The organism is Synechococcus sp. NOUM97013 (assembly GCF_014279815.1).
In the GTDB taxonomy this organism is placed as follows: domain Bacteria; phylum Cyanobacteriota; class Cyanobacteriia; order PCC-6307; family Cyanobiaceae; genus Synechococcus_C.
Map to the genome: position 1 here is coordinate 2358578 of NZ_CP047941.1, position 19630 is coordinate 2378207.

At 63.3% G+C, this 19630-nt stretch carries 16 protein-coding genes; 11 read left to right on the forward strand and 5 right to left on the reverse strand.

Going from position 1 to position 19630, the window contains the following annotated elements:
• Positions 1–44: 44 nt before the first annotated feature.
• Positions 45–2726 (reverse strand): alanine--tRNA ligase, encoded by a 2682-nt coding sequence (alaS, locus tag SynNOUM97013_RS12720; protein ID WP_186480108.1) that lies wholly within the window; start codon positions 2724–2726, stop codon positions 45–47.
• Between the two features lie 35 nt (positions 2727–2761).
• On the opposite strand from alaS, the gene SynNOUM97013_RS12725 reads away from it, so the two are divergent.
• The 5 genes from SynNOUM97013_RS12725 to SynNOUM97013_RS12745 all read left to right on the forward strand — a co-directional run bounded on the left by SynNOUM97013_RS12725 (position 2762) and on the right by SynNOUM97013_RS12745 (position 8343).
• Positions 2762–3175 (forward strand): hypothetical protein, encoded by a 414-nt coding sequence (locus SynNOUM97013_RS12725; RefSeq protein WP_186480109.1) that lies wholly within the window; start codon positions 2762–2764, stop codon positions 3173–3175.
• Complete coding sequence (locus tag SynNOUM97013_RS12730; RefSeq protein WP_186480110.1) at positions 3172–6372, forward strand: DEAD/DEAH box helicase; 3201 nt, start codon at positions 3172–3174, stop codon at positions 6370–6372. Before SynNOUM97013_RS12725 ends, SynNOUM97013_RS12730 begins: the two co-directional genes overlap by 4 nt.
• 4 nt (positions 6373–6376) lie before the next feature.
• Positions 6377–7282, forward strand: a complete 906-nt coding sequence (locus SynNOUM97013_RS12735) for an SWIM zinc finger family protein (RefSeq protein WP_186480111.1) — start codon at positions 6377–6379, stop codon at positions 7280–7282.
• A complete protein-coding gene (locus SynNOUM97013_RS12740) occupies positions 7275–7760 on the forward strand; it encodes an MEKHLA domain-containing protein (protein WP_186480112.1) in 486 nt (161 codons plus the stop codon). Before SynNOUM97013_RS12735 ends, SynNOUM97013_RS12740 begins: the two co-directional genes overlap by 8 nt.
• A 169-nt stretch (positions 7761–7929) precedes the next feature.
• A complete protein-coding gene (locus SynNOUM97013_RS12745) occupies positions 7930–8343 on the forward strand; it encodes an Hsp20/alpha crystallin family protein (RefSeq protein WP_186480113.1) in 414 nt (137 codons plus the stop codon).
• Between the two features lie 100 nt (positions 8344–8443).
• On the opposite strand, the gene SynNOUM97013_RS12750 is transcribed toward SynNOUM97013_RS12745, so the two are convergent.
• Entirely contained in the window at positions 8444–9748 is a 1305-nt protein-coding gene (locus SynNOUM97013_RS12750; protein WP_186480114.1) for an NRAMP family divalent metal transporter, read from the reverse strand.
• A 72-nt stretch (positions 9749–9820) separates the two neighbouring features.
• On the opposite strand from SynNOUM97013_RS12750, the gene SynNOUM97013_RS12755 reads away from it, so the two are divergent.
• The 6 genes from SynNOUM97013_RS12755 (at position 9821) to SynNOUM97013_RS12780 (ending at position 15877) form a co-directional block, all read left to right on the forward strand.
• Positions 9821–11575, forward strand: a complete 1755-nt coding sequence (locus tag SynNOUM97013_RS12755) for a diflavin flavoprotein (protein ID WP_186480115.1) — start codon at positions 9821–9823, stop codon at positions 11573–11575.
• The gene (locus tag SynNOUM97013_RS12760; RefSeq protein ID WP_186480116.1) at positions 11575–13404 is read left to right on the forward strand and encodes a diflavin flavoprotein; all 1830 of its coding nucleotides are present in this window, start codon (positions 11575–11577) and stop codon (positions 13402–13404) included. Before SynNOUM97013_RS12755 ends, SynNOUM97013_RS12760 begins: the two co-directional genes overlap by 1 nt.
• Positions 13405–13506: 102 nt before the next feature.
• Complete coding sequence (locus SynNOUM97013_RS12765) at positions 13507–14220, forward strand: rubrerythrin family protein (protein WP_186480117.1); 714 nt, start codon at positions 13507–13509, stop codon at positions 14218–14220.
• A gap of 44 nt (positions 14221–14264) precedes the next feature.
• On the forward strand, positions 14265–14792 hold the full coding sequence (locus SynNOUM97013_RS12770) for an NADPH-dependent FMN reductase (RefSeq protein ID WP_186480118.1): 528 nt from the start codon (positions 14265–14267) through the stop codon (positions 14790–14792).
• Positions 14793–14809: 17 nt separating this feature from the next.
• Entirely contained in the window at positions 14810–15556 is a 747-nt protein-coding gene (locus tag SynNOUM97013_RS12775) for a pirin-like bicupin family protein (RefSeq protein ID WP_186481639.1), read from the forward strand.
• Between the two features lie 114 nt (positions 15557–15670).
• Positions 15671–15877, forward strand: a complete 207-nt coding sequence (locus SynNOUM97013_RS12780) for a hypothetical protein (protein ID WP_186480119.1) — start codon at positions 15671–15673, stop codon at positions 15875–15877.
• Positions 15878–15887: 10 nt separating this feature from the next.
• Here the strand turns inward: SynNOUM97013_RS12780 and SynNOUM97013_RS12785 are convergent, their stop codons facing one another.
• The 3 genes from SynNOUM97013_RS12785 to gcvH form a co-directional block, all read right to left on the reverse strand.
• Positions 15888–16136, reverse strand: a complete 249-nt coding sequence (locus tag SynNOUM97013_RS12785) for a hypothetical protein (protein WP_186480120.1) — start codon at positions 16134–16136, stop codon at positions 15888–15890.
• A gap of 109 nt (positions 16137–16245) precedes the next feature.
• Entirely contained in the window at positions 16246–19182 is a 2937-nt protein-coding gene (gcvP, locus tag SynNOUM97013_RS12790; RefSeq protein ID WP_186481640.1) for an aminomethyl-transferring glycine dehydrogenase, read from the reverse strand.
• Between the two features lie 56 nt (positions 19183–19238).
• Positions 19239–19628, reverse strand: a complete 390-nt coding sequence (gcvH, locus tag SynNOUM97013_RS12795; protein WP_186480121.1) for a glycine cleavage system protein GcvH — start codon at positions 19626–19628, stop codon at positions 19239–19241.
• Between the last annotated feature and the right edge of the window lie 2 nt (positions 19629–19630).

The window sequence follows — 19630 nt, forward strand, 5'->3', positions numbered from 1 at the left end:
GTTCCGCATGAAGCAAGCCACTGGCTTGCTTCATGGCGCGTTAATTACCCCTGCAGCTCTTGCTGCAACGAAGTTTTTGCATGTTCTAAAGCACCCTCCAGGGCCGCCCCATCGCGCCCTCCAGCCTGAGCCAGGTTGGGACGGCCGCCGCCACCGCCGCCACAGAGCTTGGCGATGCCACCGATGAACTTGCCGGCCTGGAGCTTGGCGGCAATCACCGACTTACCGAAGGCCGCCACCAAAATCACCTTGCCCTGATCAGCTGGATCCGGCAGTCCACCGATCACCACCGCAGCACCATCCCCCAGCTGATCCGCAAGGCTCTGGGCAGCCCCCTGCAGACCTGCGCCATCCACACCATCGAGCCGTTCCACCAGCAGCTTGAAGTCGCCCAGCGCAACAGCCTTCGAAGCCAGTGCCGCTGACTTGGCCACTGCCAGTTCAGCCTGCGCCGCGGCCAGCGCCTTGCCGGTGGCCTTCAGCTCGTCTTGCAGAGCCGTCACCCGCTCCACAATCTCCGCAGGCTGCGCCTTGAAGCGCTCACCCAGCTGCTTCACCACCGCATCACGTTCATTGAGATAAGGCAGCACCGCAGCACCGGCCACAGCTTCGATGCGGCGAATGCCGGCGGCGACACCGCTCTCACTCACGATCTTGAACAGACCGATCTCCGCCGTGTTGCCCACATGGGTGCCACCGCAGAGCTCCATCGACACGCCCGGCACATCCACCACACGCACCACATCGGCATATTTCTCACCGAACATCGCCACCGCGCCGGCGGCTTTGGCTTGTTCGATCGCCATCTCCTGCACTTCAAGCGCATGGGCATCGGCGATCCAACCGTTGATCAAGCTCTCAATGCGTTCCAGTTCCTCGACGGTGACGGCTCGCGGGCAGTGGAAATCGAAGCGAAGGCGGTCAAAACTCACCAGAGAGCCGGCCTGACCGATGCCGGGATCCACCACCTGTTTGAGCGCTGACTGCAACAGGTGTGTGGCGGTGTGATTGGCCTGGGCACGACGGCGGCAGGCACGGTCCACCCGGCCGTGCACCACATCGCCTACCGACAGCGCACCACGCTCCACACGACCGCTGTGCACGAACACACTGCGATTGCGGCTGACGGCCTCGACCATCACGATCAAGCCATCGCCAGCCTCGCCGTCCGCCACCAGGGTGCCGCGATCACCGATCTGGCCACCGCCTTCGCCATAGAACGGCGTGACATCCAGCACCACCTGCACGGCATCGCCAGCAACAGCGGTCTGCGCCGGCTCACCGTTGACCACCAGGGCCTGAATGCTGCTGCTTTGTTCCAGCTGCTCATAACCCCGGAATTCGGTGTCTTGCAGTCCTGCGGCCACCTGATCGATCGCGTCTTGCAGCGTGAGATCAATGCTCACCGCAGCTGCTTTCGCCCGCTGACGCTGCTGCTCCATCGCCGTCTCAAACCCGGCGACATCCACAGCAAGGCCATGCTCCTCAGCGATCTCCTGGGTGAGCTCCAGAGGGAAGCCATAGGTGTCGTAGAGCTCAAACGCCTGCTCACCACTGATCTGCGACGGCTTGGCGGCGAGCACATCCGCGAGCAACTTCTCGCCGCGTTCCAACGTCTCCAGGAAGCGTGCTTCCTCCCGTTGCAGTTCCGCCAGGATCACCTCCCGGCGCTCCAGAAGTTGCGGGTGTGCTGATTGCATCAGGGCGATGGAGGCCTCGCCCATGGCCTGAAGAAACGGCTTGTCGATGCCGAGCAAACGGCCATGGCGCACCACACGGCGCAGCAGGCGCCGCAGGATGTAGCCGCGGCCGAGGTTGCTGGCGGTGACGCCATCGCTGATCAGCTGGGTGACCGCACGGCTGTGGTCACCGATCACCTTGAGCGACGTCTTGCCCTTGTCGTCGAGCTGGTGGTAGTCCACACCAGCCCGCTCAGCAGCCGCCTGAATCAGCGGAAAGATCAGATCGGTTTCGTAGTTATTGGGAACCTTCTGCAGGATCTGAGCCATACGCTCCAGACCCATGCCGGTGTCGATGTTGCGGTTCGCGAGCGGCGTGAGCGTTCCCTCCGCATCGCGGTTCGACTGCATGAACACCAGGTTGTAGAACTCGATGAAGCGGTCGTCGTCTTCCAGATCGATGCCGTCATCGCCCAGTTCCGGCTTGAAGTCGTAGTAGATCTCCGAACAGGGTCCACACGGTCCGGTGGGACCGGAGGCCCAGAAGTTGTCTTCCTCATCCATGCGGATGATCCGCTTGGGGTTCACCCCCACCACCTCACGCCAGATCTGCTCGGCTTCGTCGTCTTCCCGGAAGACACTCACCACCAGATTCTTGGGATCGAGACCGAACACCTGCGTGCTCAGCTCCCAGGCCCACTCGATCGCCTGCTGTTTGAAGTAGTCCCCAAACGAGAAGTTGCCGAGCATCTCGAAGAAGGTGTGGTGCCTGGCGGTGCGGCCCACGTTCTCGATGTCGTTGGTGCGGATGCACTTCTGAGAACTGGTGGCACAAGGGGCTGGACGCTCCTGCTGGCCAAGGAAAATCGGTTTGAACGGCAGCATCCCGGCAATGGTGAGCAGCACCGTGGGGTCGTCAGGCACCAACGAGGCGCTGGCCATACGCTTGTGGCCGCGCTCTTCAAAGAAGGCCAGAAACGCTTCTCGGATCTCTGCACCGGTGCAGGGACGCGCTGCATCGGTTCGCGACGATCGTGCAACAGCCATGGCGGGTTCGGGCTCGAAAAGCGGGTCCAGCAGCCATGATCGCCCCTGAGCCGCCACCGACGTTGGCTGACAGCACTGCCGAGCCGAGCCGCGCTTCCCTGAGGCTGCGCTCCCTGAGCTGGGCCCTGATCGCGGGGGTCACAGCAGGGCTGATCAGCCTGCCCTTCGGGATCGACCAGGCCGTGCGATCAACAGGCTGTGGATTGTTTTACGGCCTGCTGGCCTTCCATCTGGAGCGGGTAGATCCAGAGGATTCCCATCTCCAGGCAGGACTGGTGGGAGCGATCTGCGGGGTGCGGACTTTGGGAATGTCGCTGGCTTCCCCTTGGGATGGTGCGGATGCCCTGGCATCATTAGTGAAGGACTTCGTCATGGGCTGGCTGCCGTTGATCGGCAGTTCGCTCCTGCTTCACGGGTTCCAACGCATGTTGTCTGCGTCGCGGCCATGAGCCTGCTGCACGCCACCTGGCTTCCGGCCATTCGTACTCCCAGCAGCTCCGGGCGAGCTGCGCTGCTCGTGTGGGCCGACACCTGGAGGGTGGCCGAGCCGATGGGACCCGGAGCGACACCGGCCATCCATCCATTCACGCTCAACGCCGAAGACCTGCGGGCCCTGCTGAGCGAACGGGATCTGCTGCCCAACGGCATCATCGATGCCACCGCCTGTCTCACCCTGCCGAGCCGCAGCGTGAAGCCGAAGCGCAAGGCCAAGGCCGCCCAAGAGTCGTCGAGTGACGAGGAACCTCCCTGGTGCGGTCTGCCGCTGCAGGCGGGCGAGCCGATCCCCAAAACCACGGAGTGGTGGCCCTGGCAGGTGCAAGGCCTGGCGATTGAACCGATGGCAGCGACGGAGTGGCTGGCGCGATTGCCCCTCTCTGGGCGTCATCCGGATCTGGCCGACGAGCTGCGCTGGTGGAGCCACATGCAGCGCTGGGCGCTCAGCCTGGTGGCCAGGGGGCGCTGGCTGCCGCAAGTGGAACTGAGCAAGGGCGAGGGTTATCCCCATCGCGCCCGCTGGGTGCCGCTGCTCAACCGGGAAGAAGATCGCCGCCGCCTGGAAGACCTGGCAGCACGACTTCCCCTAGTGGCGACCTGTGCGTTGCCCTGGCGTGAACCGACCGGCAAACGCAGCAATCGGATGACCCGCCTGCGACCTGAAGCGATGCGGGCCGCCAATCCCGTGGCCTGCTGCCGCCCCCGCAGCGGCCGCCTGCGGGTGGCCACCCTGCTGGAAGACCTGGTGGATGCCCAGCTGCGCAAGGGCTTCACACCGGATCAGGAAGGCCTGGACCCGTTGCTCTGCGCCTGGGAAGAAGCGCTCAGCTCCGACACGGGCGTGATCAACCTCAAAGACGAGGACGCCGAACGTCTGGCCACCGCCAGTCACCACTGGCGTGAGGGTGTGGCCGGCAATGTGGCCGCCGCCCGTGCCTGCTTGGAACTGGAGACCCCGGAGGAAGGTGAGGACCTCTGGCCGCTGCGTTTCTTCCTGCAGGCGGAAGCGGATCCCACCTTGAAACTGCCGGCCGGTGCGGCCTGGGCCGCCGGGCCCGACGGCCTGCAATTGGGAGAGATCCCGGTGGAGCGTCCCAGTGAAGTGCTGCTCGAAGGCATGGGACGGGCACTCACCGTATTTTCGCCGATCGAACGCGGCCTGGAGAGCGCGACGCCGGAAGCGATGCAGCTCACCCCGGCCGAAGCCTTCGTGCTGGTGCGCACCGCAGCACGCCAATTGCGGGATGTGGGGGTCGGCGTCGATCTGCCCCCGAGCCTCTCCGGCGGTCTAGCCAGCCGACTCGGCCTGGCCATCAAGGCCGAACTTCCCGAACGGTCCCGCGGCTTCACCCTGGGCGAAAGCCTGGATTGGAGCTGGGAGCTGATGATCGGTGGCGTCACGCTGACGCTGCGTGAGCTGGAGCGTCTGAGCGGTAAACGCAGTCCGTTGGTGCGCCACAAAGGGGCCTGGATCGAACTGCGACCCAATGACCTCAAGAACGCTGAGCGGTTCTGCGGCGCCAACCCGGAACTGAGCCTCGACGATGCGCTGCGCCTGACCGCCACGGAAGGCGACACGATGATGCGGCTGCCGGTGCATGCCTTCGATGCAGGACCTCGGCTGCAGGCGGTGCTGGAGCAATACCACCAGCAGAAATCACCGGATCCACTGCCGGCCCCCGAGGGCTTCTGCGGGCAGCTGCGGCCTTACCAGGAGCGGGGACTGGGATGGCTGGCCTTCCTGCATCGTTTTGATCAGGGCGCCTGCCTGGCCGATGACATGGGCCTGGGCAAAACGATCCAGCTGCTGGCGTTTCTCCAGCACCTGAAGATGGAGAAGGAACTGAAGCGACCGGTGCTGCTGGTGGCTCCCACATCGGTGCTAACCAATTGGAAGCGGGAAGCCGCAGCGTTCACGCCTGAACTGCAGGTGTGTGAGCACTACGGCCCGAAACGCCCCACGACGCCAGCAGCCCTGAAAAAGGCCCTCAAGGATGTGGACCTGGTGCTCACCAGCTACGGGCTGCTGCAACGGGACAGCGAGCTGCTGGAGAGCTTCGACTGGCAGGGCACGGTGATTGATGAAGCCCAGGCCATCAAGAACCCCTCGGCCAAACAGAGTCAGGCCGCCCGTGACCTGGCCCGAACCCGCAAAGGCACCCGCTTCCGCATTGCCCTCACCGGTACTCCGGTGGAGAACCGCGTCAGTGAACTGTGGGCGCTGATGGATTTCCTCAATCCCCGCGTGCTGGGGGAGGAGGAATTCTTCCGCCAGCGCTATCGGATGCCGATCGAACGCTATGGCGACATGTCATCGCTGCGGGATCTCAAATCCCGAGTCGGCCCCTTCATCCTCCGCCGACTGAAGACCGACAAAGCGATCATCTCGGATCTGCCGGAGAAGGTGGAGCTGAGCGAATGGGTGGGATTGAGCAAGGAACAGAAATCGCTCTATGCCAAGACCGTCGAAGACACCCTCGATGCCATTGCCCAGGCCCCCCGCGGCAAACGGCACGGCCAGGTGCTGGCATTGCTCACCCGCCTGAAGCAGATCTGTAATCACCCCGCCCTTGCGCTCAAGGAAGAATCAGCGAGCGACGACTTCCTGAAACGCTCCGTGAAGCTGCAACGGCTCGAGGAGATTCTTGAAGAGGTGATCGAAGCGGGCGATCGGGCGCTGCTGTTCACGCAGTTCGCTGAGTGGGGCAAGCTGCTACAGGGCTACCTACAACGGCGCTGGCGCAGCGAGGTGCCCTTCCTCAGCGGCAGCACCAGCAAGGGCGAACGTCAAGCGATGGTGGATCGCTTCCAGGAAGATCCGCGGGGGCCGCAACTGTTCCTGCTGTCGCTCAAGGCCGGCGGTGTGGGCCTCAATCTGACGCGCGCCAGTCACGTGTTTCATATCGACCGCTGGTGGAACCCCGCCGTTGAAAACCAGGCCACGGACCGCGCTTACCGAATCGGTCAGACCAACCGGGTGATGGTGCACAAATTCATCACCAGCGGATCCGTAGAAGAAAAGATTGACCGAATGATCAGGGAGAAGTCCAGACTGGCGGAAGACATCGTGGGCTCCGGCGAAGAATGGCTCGGAGGCCTCGACATGGGCCAGCTCAAGGAGCTGGTGAGCCTCGACGACACCCCGTCTTGAAACCATGAGCATCACTCCCAGCGGCATCAACACCTCCCTCGGCGATGAAGGGCTGGGCCAGCAGCCCTGGTGGGTTGAGCAGTGGATGGAGCTGATCAACTCCTACCGCTTCAAGAAACGCCTAGAGCGCGCCTGGACCTACGCCCGAGAAGGGCATGTCACTTCGATCCGTTTCGAGGGACGTCGCGTGCACGCCCGGGTGCAAGGCACCGGCGAAGACCCCTACAAGGTGAAGCTCTGGTTGGACGTTCTCAACGACGAGGACTGGAGCTACGTGCTGGAGGCCCTCACCCAGAAAGCCCGCTGGTCAGCCCAGCTGCTGGCAGGAATCATGCCGGCCGACATCGAGCGGGCCTTCGCCGCCAGTGGCCGGCGCCTCTTCCCCTTCAAGCTCCAGGAGGTGCGCAGCGAATGCAGCTGCCCCGACAAGGCGAACCCCTGCAAACACATCAGTGCCGTCTATTTCCTGATGGGGGAACGCTTCAGCGAGGATCCCTTCGTGCTGTTCCAGCTCAGAGGCCGCACCCGGGCCAAACTGCTGGAAGACCTCGCCGAGCACCGGCTCAAAGCGCTCCAGGCCCGGGCCGCGGAACTGTCCGCCGCGAGCGACGCATCTGCGGAAGCGGGAACTGCCGCTGAACCCGACACCCCTGGCACGATCACGCCTCCCCATCCGGCGGTGCTGGACCCGACGCTGTGGTGGCGTTACGACGCCAACCTGGACGGTGATCTGGTGGTGATCACCCCAGCCATGGAAGGAGACACCGGTCTGGACTCCGCAGGTGAACTGCCCCTCGCCGAGGAACCACGTTTCCCAGAGGCCAAGCCACGCTTCATTCAGCACCTGCGCGACCAGGGACAGGCCCTGGCGCAGCGGGCCATGCTGGAGGCGATGGCCGCCGGTGGCTGAGGCAGCACCCTGGCTGACACAAGAGAGTCAGGGGCTCACCTCCATTTTGCTGCGATCGCATCAACGGGCCTTCGGGAGAGCACTGCTTGCTTGCGATCGTCCAGGGACGTCACGGCGGCTGACCAACCAGGAGCTGTTCAGCAGCGCCATGGCGGTGCTGGCCCATGACAGCAGCAACGACCCGCGCTTGATCTATGCCAATGCCACGGCTCTACGCCTCTGGCAACGCCCCTGGCCCGAGATGATCGGCATGCCGTCGCGTTACACCGCTGAAGAAGGGGCACGACGGGAGCGTGCCTCCGCCCTACAGCAGGCACAGCGCCAGGACGCCATCGAGGGCTACCGAGGCATCCGCGTCAGCGGAAATGGACGCCGATTCATGATCAACAACGCCAGGATCTGGACCCTTTGGGATGAAGAAAATCGCAGCTTCGGACAGGCTGCCGCTTTCTCCAACTGGTATTGGATTGTGCCCTGAGAGCGAACGGTTCGGCTCTCACGCCAAGGCTGTCGCAACAACCGAACTCGGTGGTCTTGACCGTACCAAACCGGACGGTTCTCCACCTCTTCAGATTCAATCAACCGGCGCAGATTGATCTCGTGGGTGATGCCAACACCCCATCAACATCACTCCTGAGGAGTTCATCATGATCACCCTTCGCCAATCCCCCTTCGATCTGTTCGAGCGCCTCGACCAGCAGCTGTCCCAGGCGGAGCGGGTTCCCGCAGCCGAGATTCACGAAACCGCCGACCACTACTCCGTGCGCCTGGAACTGCCCGGCGTCGCCCGCGACTCGATCGATGTGAAGGCCACCGACCGCAGCTTGAGCGTCAGCGCCGAGCGGCAACCCCTGCAGCCTGAAGCGTCCGAAGAAGCGGCTGACTCCACCGAAACAGCCCTACTCAGCGAATTCCGCTACGGCACCTGGAGCCGCAGCTTCCGCTTTGCCCAGGGTTTAAACCGAGAGGCCATCACCGCCAACTACCGAGACGGCGTGCTGGAAATCACGGCGGGTAAAACCCAAAGTCACACCAGCGTGACGGTGGCTGTGGACGCCTGACTTGCAGCCATCACACAGGCATGACCAACAGAGAAGAGAACGAGACCCTGGCCCTCGCTTTCCGGCGAGGGCTTTTTCATGGCGAGCGGGCCCCTAGGGATCAACGCGTGAGCGACCAGCCAATGAACAACAAGCTGAAGCCCACCAGAAACACCAGACCAAACCAACTGAGCGCCCGCATGGCCGGTCCATCGCGATGCTGCGGCTCCACTAAGGGACTGTTCATGGTGTCCATCGCCATCCAGGCGAACACCGGCGCCGTGAGGAAACTGCCCGTCATCGCACCGAACACGAAATCCTTGACGGTGATGCCACCGCTGTAAGCCCAAAGCAGCGCCACCAGGGCCGCCAACAGATGAAGCAGGATCCACAGCCCCAGCCGCCGGCGCTGGGGGCCGGGCGCCGAGTCGCCCCGATCCACGCCCTGCAACAAACCCTGAATGGCGGAGATGCTGCGCGGATAGGCATCCAGACAAGTGAGCGTGGTGCTGAACATGGCAGCGAAGGCCGCTGGAATGATGATCCAGGCGGCCCAGGTGCCCATGGCGTCGGTGTAGATGCGGATGAGGTTCTGGGCGAAAGCGACGCCACTTCCCTGCATCATTCCGTCGCCGGTGCCATACATCGTGTAGGCACCAAGGATCACGAAGAACATGGACGTGACCACCGTGATGCCGTAACCGAGATTGAAGTCGGTCTCGGCCTCCTTGAGCGATGCCGTGTGATCACTGTCGCGGGCACGGGAGAACATCCAGAGCGATGGCCACACGCACATCTCCACGGGCCCCGGCATCCAGCCCATCAATGGGATCAGAAAACCAAGGTCGGCCAGCTGCCAAGGAGAAGGATCGGCCGCAAGCCAGGTGGAGGCCACATCGCCGGCGGGACCGCGGATCAGCAAGGACGCCGCGGCCACCCCGGTGAGCAGGGTGAGCAACGCCACCAGCACCTTCGACAATCGATCCAGAGCCCGGTAATGACCAAACAGAAGGATCAAGCCACAGGCCGCCAGAACAGCGATCGACAAGGCAAAGGGGTTGCTGTCAACCAGCAAGGGCACGTTGGTGAGCAGCAGCCCCGCCACGAAGCTCACCGCCGCAATCGTGAACGTCCCGGTGAACAAACTCACCAGCAGATACAAGGGCAGATAGGTCTTGCTGCGCTGCTGAAATCCCTCCAGCAAAGACAGCCCCGTGGCAGCCGTGAAGCGGCTTCCGACCCGAAGAAAGGGATATTTCACCAAGTTGGTGAGCAGGATCAGGCCCACCAGAGCAAACCCAAAACGGGCACCGGCGGTGGTGGACGACATCAGGTGGGAGCCACCGATGCAGGCACCGGCCAACAAGATGCCGGGGCCGAGGCTGCGTCGCACGCCTGAGATCGCGTTGACGGCGCTGGATGACATGACAGCTGAACGCACTGCAAGCCATCTTCCAACCCACCCTTCCTAAAGTTGATTTCCGTCGCATTTCCCGACATGGTCGCCGCCGCCCCGGCTGTCACCGGACGTTTGAGTCTTCAGTGCGAGGCGATTGCGTCCGACAGCAGCACGATCCGTTCCCTCGACTGGGAACGCAGCCGCTTCGACATTGAGTTTGGACTGCGCAACGGAACTACCTACAACAGCTTTTTGGTGCGCGGGGAACGCACCGCCCTGATTGACACCAGCCACGCCAAGTTCCGTGACACCTGGATCCCAATGCTGCAGGAGCAGATTGATCCAAAGGCGATCGATGTTTTGATCGTCAGCCACACCGAACCCGATCACTCCGGCCTGATTGGCGATCTGCTGGATCTGAATCCCGAGATTGAAATCGTGGGATCCAAGGTTGCTATTCAGTTCCTGGAGAACCAGGTGCACAGGCCGTTCAAATCACGGGCGGTGAAAAGTGGCGACGAACTGGATCTCGGCACGAACAGCGACAGCGGTGTGAGCCATCGCTTTGAGTTCCTTAGCGCTCCCAACCTGCACTGGCCGGACACGATCTTCTCTTTCGATCACGGCACGGGCGTTCTCTACACCTGTGATGCCTTCGGACTGCATTACTGCTCCGATGATGTCTTCGACTGCGATCCAGGCGCGATCGCGCCCGATTTCCGCTTTTACTACGACTGCTTGATGGGCCCCAATGCCCGCAGCGTGCTGCAGGCGCTCAAGCGCATGGATGGGCTGCCGGAGATCAACACGATTGCTGTGGGCCATGGACCCTTGCTGCGTGAACATCTGCAGCATTGGCTCGACGACTACCGCACCTGGAGCGGTCAGCGCAGCAAAGGCGAAAGCTATGCCGCTGTCTGCTATCTGAGCCAATACGGTTTTTCTGATCGCATCAGTCAGGCCATCGCCCATGGCATCGGCAAAGCCGAAGCTCAGGTGCAACTCGTGGACCTGCGCGCCACGGATCCCCAGGAACTGACGGCACTGATTGGCGATGCCAAGGCGGTGGTGGTGCCCACCTGGCCCGCAGAGCCCGACAGCGATCTGCAGGCAGCCATCGGCACGCTTCTAGCTGCCCTCGGTCCCAAACAGACGGTCGGGGTTTACGACGCCTTTGGCGGCAATGACGCGCCCATCGATGCTGTGGCCAGCCAATTGCGCAGCCAAGGACAAAAGGAAGCATTTGCGCCGCTGCGCATCCGACAGCTTCCCTCCGGTGCCGACTACCAGCGCTGCGAAGAAGCCGGAACGGACCTGGGTCAACTGCTGACACGCGCCAAAACCATCGCCGCCATGAAGAGCCTCGATGGTGACCTCGACAAAGCACTGGGACGGCTCAGCGGTGGTCTGTATGTGGTGACCGCCAGTCAGGGCGAAGGCGAGGCCCAACGACGCAGTGCCATGGTCGCTAGCTGGGTCAGCCAGGCCAGCTTTGCGCCCCCAGGCCTGACCGTGGCCGTCGCCAAGGACCGCGCGATCGAAACGCTGATGCAGGTGGGCGATCGGTTCGTGCTCAACGTGCTGCGGGACGACAACCATCAAGAGCTGATGCGTCACTTCCTCAAGCGCTTCCTTCCCGGTGCCGATCGCTTCGAAGGTGTGAACGTTCTGGAGGGCGTTGCGGACGGTGGTCCGGTGCTCGGTGATGCCCTGGCCTATCTCGGCTGCCGGGTGGAACAGCGGATGGAAGGGCCTGACCACTGGATCATCTACGCCGTTGTGGAACAGGGCAACGTGGCCGACACCGAAGCCATCACCGCCGTGCATCACCGCAAAGTGGGGAACCACTACTGATGGCTGAGACGTCAGCGCCGACCGCAGCCGCCAGCCAACGGGACGTGATCACCCTGCCCATCAGCCCCGGACTGGTGTGCCTGCGCGGCCTCAGCCCGCAACGGCTCCGCTTCGAGCTGGAATATGCCTTGGAGCGCGGCAGCACCGCCAACAGTTTTCTGTTTGAGGCTGGCTCTGCAGCCGATGGCCAGCCCTGTCCTGCACTGCTGGTGCACCCCCCCGGAGCGGCCTATGCGGATGTGTTCCTGCCCGCCCTGGCGTCGGCTCTCCCCGACGGTTGTGATGAGCTGCTGGTGGTGGTGGGCCATGTGAATCCCAACCGGGTGGCTCTGCTGCGCTCCCTGGCGGAGATCTATTCCCAGATCACGCTGATCTGCTCCAACCCCGGGGCCAAGCTGCTGCAGGAGCTGTGGATGCAGCGAAAGCCCCTGCCCCCAGGGGAACTGGACGAGCGTCCGCCACTGCCATCGCTGCCGGAGCTGCGGGTGATCCGCCAAGAGCAGAGCTTGCCCCTCAGCCATGGGCACACCCTGGACCTATTGCCGGCACCTACCCCGCGCTGGCCTGGCGGCCTGCTGGCGTTTGAGCAGAGCGAGGGGCTGTTGATGAGTGACAAGCTCTTCTCCGCCCATGTCTGTACCCCGGACTGGGCCGAAAGCAACCGCAGCGCCACCGAAGAGGAGCGACGCCACTTTTACGACTCGCTGATGGCCCCGATGGCCAGCCAGGTGGATGCCGTGGTGGGACGCCTCGAAGAGCTCGACATCCGCACGATCGCGCCGGGACACGGTCCCGCCATCGAAGCCAGCTGGCGCAGCCTGCTCAATGACTACCGGCGCTGGGGCGAAACCCACCAGAACGCCACGCTGAACGTGGCCCTGCTGTTCGCTAGCGCCTACGGCAACACCGCCGCTATCGCGGATGCCTTGGCCCGCGGCGTGAGCCGCACGGGTGTCGCCGTATGCAGCCTCAACTGCGAGTTCACCCCCAGCGATGAACTGCTGAAAACGATTCGCTCCGCCGACGCCATCCTGATGGGGTCACCGACGCTGGGCGGCCACGCGCCCACTCCGATCGTTTCAGCTCTAGGAACCGTTCTGGCGGAGGGTGATCGCAGCAAACCCGTCGGGGTGTTCGGCAGCTTCGGCTGGAGCGGAGAAGCGGTGGATCTTCTGGAAAACAAGCTGCGGGACGGCGGTTTCAGCTTCGGCTTTGAGCCGATCCGCATCAAGTTCAGCCCGGACCGCACCAAGGTGAAGGAGCTGGAGGAAACCGGCACCCGCTTTGCCAGGCAACTGCTACGCGCGGAGCAGCGGGCGCAGAGGCGCAGTGCCGGTGGCATGAGCGAAAGCCGCAGCGATCCCGCGGTGCTGGCCCTGGGACGCGTGGTGGGATCCCTGTGCGTTCTCACCACGCGGAAGGCTGAGCTCAGTGGAGCGATGGTGGCCAGCTGGGTCAGCCAGGCCAGCTTTTCTCCTCCCGGACTCACCGTTGCGGTGGCCAAAGATCGTGCAGTGGAAGCGCTGCTGCATAAGGGCGATCGCTTCGCGCTCAACGTGCTGGCCGAAGGACGCGAAACCGGTCCGATGAAGCAATTTCTGCAGCCATTCGAACCGGGGGCGGACCGCTTCGCAGGACTGGATCTGGAGAGCAGTCCTTCCGAGCAACCGCTTCTACCGAACGCTCTGGCCTGGATGGAAGGCGAAGTGAAGCAGCGGATGGAATGCGGAGACCACTGGCTGATCTATGCCGAAGTTCTGCATGGCGGCCTGTTCGACAAGGAGGGCAGCACCGCCGTGCATCAGCGCCGCAGCGGTGCGAACTACTAGGCGGATCTGCCCCCCTGAGCAGGGGATCAAACCGACTGCACGCCCCGCAACTCATACTCGCTATGAGTTAGGGCTAATCTGTTGATCATTTGATACCCAGGCATGGATCTCTCCAAACCCAATACGCACGCCAATCTCGAGGCCGCTTTTGGTGGCGAGAGCATGGCCAACCGCAAATACCTGTTCTTCGCCGATGTGGCCAAGGCACTGGGCCACAAGGAGCTGGCCAAGTTGTTCCGCGACACCGCCGCCCAGGAAACGGAACACGCCTTTGCCCATTTCCGCCTGCTGCATCCTGAGCTGGTGGTGGAGGATCCGGCGGCCTTGAGCGATGAGCAGAAGCAGACCATGCTCCGCCGCTGCCTCGAGCTCGCCATCGAGGGCGAAACCTATGAGTACACCACCATGTATCCGGAGTTCACAGCCCAGGCCCAGAAAGACCGAGACGGTGGCGCAGCGGCGGAATTCGCCGAGCAGTCCCAGGAATCCGCCACCCATGCCGACGGCTTCCGCACTGCAGCCAAGAACTTCGGCCTGCTCACCCCGATTGAGAAGCATCACGCCGAAACCTATGGCGTGGCTCTGAAAGCACTGCAGGGCAAAGGCACAGCAGGGCAGGCCGAGCAACCGATCCCGGGCCAATGGATCTGCAAGCAGTGCTCGATGATCTACGACCCCGTGGCCGGCGATCCTGATTCCGGCATTGCCCCCGGCACCCCGTTTGAAGCGATTCCCGACGACTGGGAATGCCCGATCTGTGGCGCCCGGAAGGCCAGCTTCGTGCCCTACAGGGCCGCGGAATTGAAGGCAGCCTGAGGCGGCATGGTCACAATGCAGTGTTCGACAGCGAAGGTGTGCCCATGAGCTCAACCAGCAGTCCTGATGTGCTCGTCATCGCCGCCAGCAATGGCGAGAACCTGAGCCTGGCGCAGCGGGTTGTGGCGCAGGTGCACAGCCAGGGGAAGCGCGCCGAACTGCTGGACCTCACCAGCCTCGACCTTCCCCTGTTCACACCGCGGGTCAAGGAGCAAGGCATGCCCGCAGGCGTGAGGCCCCTGCACCACCAACTGATGGCGGCACCCCGCTGGGTGATCTGCGCGCCGGAATACAACGGCTCCATTCCGCCGGTGCTCACCAACGCCATCGCCTGGCTGTCGGTGCAGGGGGATGACTTCCGAACGCTGTTCAACGGTCGACCGGTGGCCATGGCCAGCTTCTCTGGCGGGGCCGGCATCGAATTGCTGACGGTGCTGCGCATCCAGCTCACCCATCTCGGGGCGCAGGTGGTGGGACGCACGCTGGCAGGCAATCGGTCACGGCCACCCCAGGACAGCTCCATCCAGGATGTGCTCAAGCGCCTGCTGCAGATGTCGCCCCTGAGCCTTTGAGCGATCCCAGCGAGCCGATGTCCGACCTCTCCGCAGAAGCCCAGCAGCAGGACGCGGCCCTACTGCGGCGCCCGGGCCCCGAACGGTTTCACACGCAAACCGAGTGGCTGGACTCCTTCCACAGCTTCTCCTTCGCAGGCCACTACTCCCCCGACTGGATGGGCTTCGGGCCCTTGCGGGTGATCAATGACGACGTCATTGCTGCAGGCCGTGGATTCGGCATGCACTCCCACCGCGACATGGAGATCATCACCGTGATGGTGGACGGTCAACTCACCCATCGCGACTCGCTGGGCAACAGCGGCTTGCTGCAGACCGGAGAGGTGCAGCGCATGAGCGCCGGCACGGGCATCGTGCACAGCGAGATGAACGAGGCCGACCAGAGCTGCCGGCTGTTGCAGATCTGGATTGAACCCAGCAAGGACGGCCTCGCTCCCAGCTATGAACAGCGGGCGGTGCACCTCCGCGCCAACGACTGGACTCCGGTGCTCGATCCTCTGGACCCCGAGGCCATGGCCATCCAGCGCCCTGTCCACCTCTGGCGCGCCCAGGTCGCCAGGGGCAAGACCCTTGAACTACCGAGCGTTGAAGCGTCGCAGTACTGGCTTCAGGTCATTGATGGCGAGATCGAACTGAAGTCGCTCAGCAGCAGAAACACACTTCGCAAAGGAGATGGCCTGGGCTTCCGCGGTCGTCCCACAGGCCTGCAGAGCCTCGAAAGCCGTTGCGATCAAAGCGATCTCCTCTTATTTGCCCTGAACTAAGCCACGGCCGGTGCGGAGTCGCCCACATCAATCCCAAAGAGATTCGGGATTTGCGCCACACACCACATCTGGCGGACTGAAATAACGACGTCACCACACAGCTCCATTCGGCGAATGGGTATCAATCAGGAGCCTCAGTACGCGGTTCGCTATCGCGGTTTTGTTTTGCTGCAACAAAAGAACCACAGCTGGCTCGTCAGGCCGGAACGCAGTCCGATGACCTTGCTGCCGTTTCGCACGCCCACCTGCTCGCTGGCCGACGTGAAAGCACTGGTGGACTGGCGACTGGAACAGGAGCAGAGCCTGCTCTCAGCCGCCTAGAAGATCAGGCTCAGGCCGCCTGAGGCGGCGGGGTGGGTGATCCCTGCGACTGAATCGGGATCACCAGCGTCGCCCAACGCTCGGGACGTTCGGGACGCTGACGACGGGCCTGGCGAACGCCGAAGGGAACCCGCAGAACGTTGGTGCCTTCAATCGGCAAGGTGTGACCACGGCCCAGAGCGGCCTGAAGACAGTCGGGGATTTCGGGCAACTGCAGCGAATCCCCGTTCTGGGGCTTGGAATCGGAGGGGTGGTTCATGTCGCGACTCATCGGTTCCCTCTTTGCGACTGGTGAATGCTGTGCAGTGTGGAGAACAATTTGTTCTCCCGATGAAAAATCGAAGCTTAATTTCCGATTTCGGTGAAATTTATCGCACAGGTTGAACAGAAGCCAGCTCTTCCACGCTCGGGCAGGTGCAGACAAGGTTGCGATCACCGTGGGCGTTATCAATGCGCGCCACCGCCGGCCAGAACTTGCTGAGCCGCTGATCCGGCAGGGGGAAGGCCGCCTGCTCACGGCTGTAGGGACGATCCCATTGATCGGATGTCACTGCTGCCAGGGTGTGAGGCGCTCGGCGCAGGGGGTTGTTGTCAGGGTCACTGGCGCCCGACTCGATCGCAGCCGCTTCAGCGCGGATGGCGATCATGGCGTCGCAGAAACGATCCAGCTCCTCGAGGCTTTCACTTTCCGTCGGTTCCACCATCACCGTTCCCGCCACAGGCCAGCTCACCGTCGGGGCATGGAAGCCGTAATCCATCAAACGCTTGGCCAGGTCATCCACCTCCAGACCGGCGCTGCGACGGAGGCCGCGCAGATCGAGAATGCATTCATGGGCCACCAGGCCGCCCTCGCCCCGGAACAACACGGGGTAATGGGCATCCAAACGCTGGGCGAGATAGTTAGCCGACAACAAAGCAACCGCCGTTGCCTGACGCAATCCGGCAGCCCCCATCAAGCGCAGGTACATCCAACTGATCGGAAGAATCCCGGCGCTTCCCAGGGGCGCCGCCGACACCGCAGAGATCGCTTGCGCACCGCCGCAGTCCGTCAGGGGATGACCCGGCAAAAAGGGCAGCAGATGCTCGGCCACACCGATGGGGCCGACCCCGGGTCCACCACCCCCGTGGGGGATGCAGAACGTCTTGTGCAGATTGAGGTGACAGACATCGGCGCCGAACGCGCCCGGGCGGCACAAGCCCACCTGGGCATTGAGGTTGGCCCCATCCAGATACACCTGGCCGCCATGGTCGTGAACCAGGCTGCAGATCTCACGGATGCGGGTCTCGAACACCCCATGGGTTGAGGGGTAAGTGACCATCAGAGCCGCCAGGGACTCGGCGTGATCCCCGACCTTCAAACGCAGATCATCCACATCCACATTGCCTTGGGCGTCGCAGGCGACCGCCACCACGCGCATGCCGGCCATCACGGCACTAGCCGGATTGGTGCCATGGGCACTGGTGGGGATCAAACAGACATCGCGGTGGCCCTCGCCGCGGGACTGATGCCAGGCACGGATCACCAACAAACCCGCAAACTCCCCCTGGGAGCCGGCATTGGGCTGCAGAGACACCCCAGCAAACCCAGTCAGGGACGCCAGCCAGCGCTCCAGATCCCGCGCCATTTGCTGATTGCCCTGGAGCTGATCTGCGGGAGCAAACGGATGGATGGCGCCGAATTCACGCCAACTCACCGGCGCCAGCTCCGCCGCAGCATTGAGCTTCATGGTGCAGCTGCCGAGCGGGATCATGCCGTGCACCAGCGAGAGGTCCTTGCTGACCAGACGCTGGATGTAGCGCAGCAGCTCCGTTTCGCTGCGGTAGCGATGAAACACCGGTTGCTGCAACCAGGGCGCAGACCGCAAGGGCACTCCGGCCAGCGTTGAATCAAGAGCCCGATGCGCGTCATGAGCAGGAGCATCGACCTGCAGCGCCTCGGCCACGACCGCCAGCAACCGCTGCACCTCGGCGTCATCGCTGTGTTCATCCAGGCTGATGCCGAACCCTTCCGCCGCCTCCATCGCAGCGCCATCGGGCAGACAGCGCAGGTTGAACCCCTCCCGCAGCGCCAGGCGATGAATCTCCGGAGCCTGAGGGCAGATCACATCAATGCTGTCGAAGCGACAGCCATCGGGCAGGCGCAATCCCAAGGCCCTCAGGCCTTGCTCGAACTGAGAGCGCAACATCACCAATCGCCGGGCGATCCGCGCCAGCCCCTCCGGACCGTGATGGATGGCATAGAAGGACGCCATCACGGCCAGCAGCACCTGCGCCGTGCAGATGTTGCTGGTGGCCTTGTCGCGGCGGATGTGTTGCTCGCGGGTCTGCAGCGCCAACCTCAAGGCAGGACGCCCTTCAGCGTCGCGGGACTGACCGACGATGCGACCTGGCAACTGGCGCCGGTAGCTCTCACGGGTTGCGAAAAAGGCAGCGTGCGGGCCACCGCCGCCCATCGGTACACCGAAACGCTGGGAGCTGCCCACGGCGATGTCAGCCCCGAGACGGCCCACAGGTTCCAACAGCACCTGAGCCAGGGGGTCAATGGCTACGGTGACCAGCGCACCCTGTTCATGGGCCTGCGCGATGCAAGCGCTCGGATCCCAAAGGCGTCCGCTGCGTCCAGGCAACTGCAGCAACACCCCGAACACATCAGATCCCCACTGGAACTGATCTGGGTCAGCCACCTCGAGCTGCACCCCGATGGGCTGAGCCCTGGTGCGCAGCACCGCCAGGGTCTGTGGCAGCACCGCGGCATCCACCAGAAAACGCTTGGCTTCGGAGCGCTTGCACACCCCGAAGCTCATGGACATCGCTTCAGCGGCAGCGGTGGATTCATCCAGCAGTGATGCATTGGCGATCGGCAACCCGGTGAGCTCGCTGATCAGCGTCTGGAAATTGAGCAAGGCCTCCAGCCGGCCCTGGGCAATCTCCGCCTGATAGGGGGTGTAGGCGGTGTACCAAGCAGGGTTCTCCAGCACCTGACGCTGGATCAGAGCTGGGGTGACCGTGCCGTAATACCCCAGGCCGATCAAGGAGCGCATCACGCGGTTGGACTGGGCAAGTTGCTGCAGTTCCGTCAGCGCCTGGGCTTCATCGGCGCCAGCGGGAAGCACCCCCTGCGGGGGCTCGGGATCCAGGATGTCTTGCGGCACCACAGCCCGCACGAACGTCTCGAGATCGGCAAAGCCGAGCTTGGCGAGCATGGCCTGGGTCGCCGCATCGCCGGGCCCGATGTGGCGCTGAACAAACGGAGAAAGATGGTCCTTGGCTTGCGACTCCACCATGCGCTGTTCCAGCAAAGTCATGGTGCGCAAGCGTCCGAATGAATCGTAGGCAACCTGACGAAGCCGTCGCTGAAGATCTAACCCGCCGCAACCTTGGTGGCGTAGGTGGCGGCATCCATCAACTGCTCGAGTTGCGCAGGATCGCTGGGACGGATCACCAACAACCAGCCCTCGCCATGGGGGTCGTTCTGCAGCTGCTCAGGATCAGCCAGAACCGCTTCATTGCGGGTGATCACCTCACCGCTGAGGGGGGCGTACATCTCCTCTACCGCTTTGACGGATTCCACCGTGCCGAAGCCGGTGCCGCGGTTGAGTTCCGCGCCCACATCCGGCAGGTCAACGAACACAATGTCGCCGAGCTGATCCACGGCATAGGCACTCAGACCGATTCGCACCGACCCATCGTCCTGCCAGGCGTATTCGTGGCTGTCGGCGTAGCGGTAGTTGGTGGGAAAGTCGAAGGCCATCG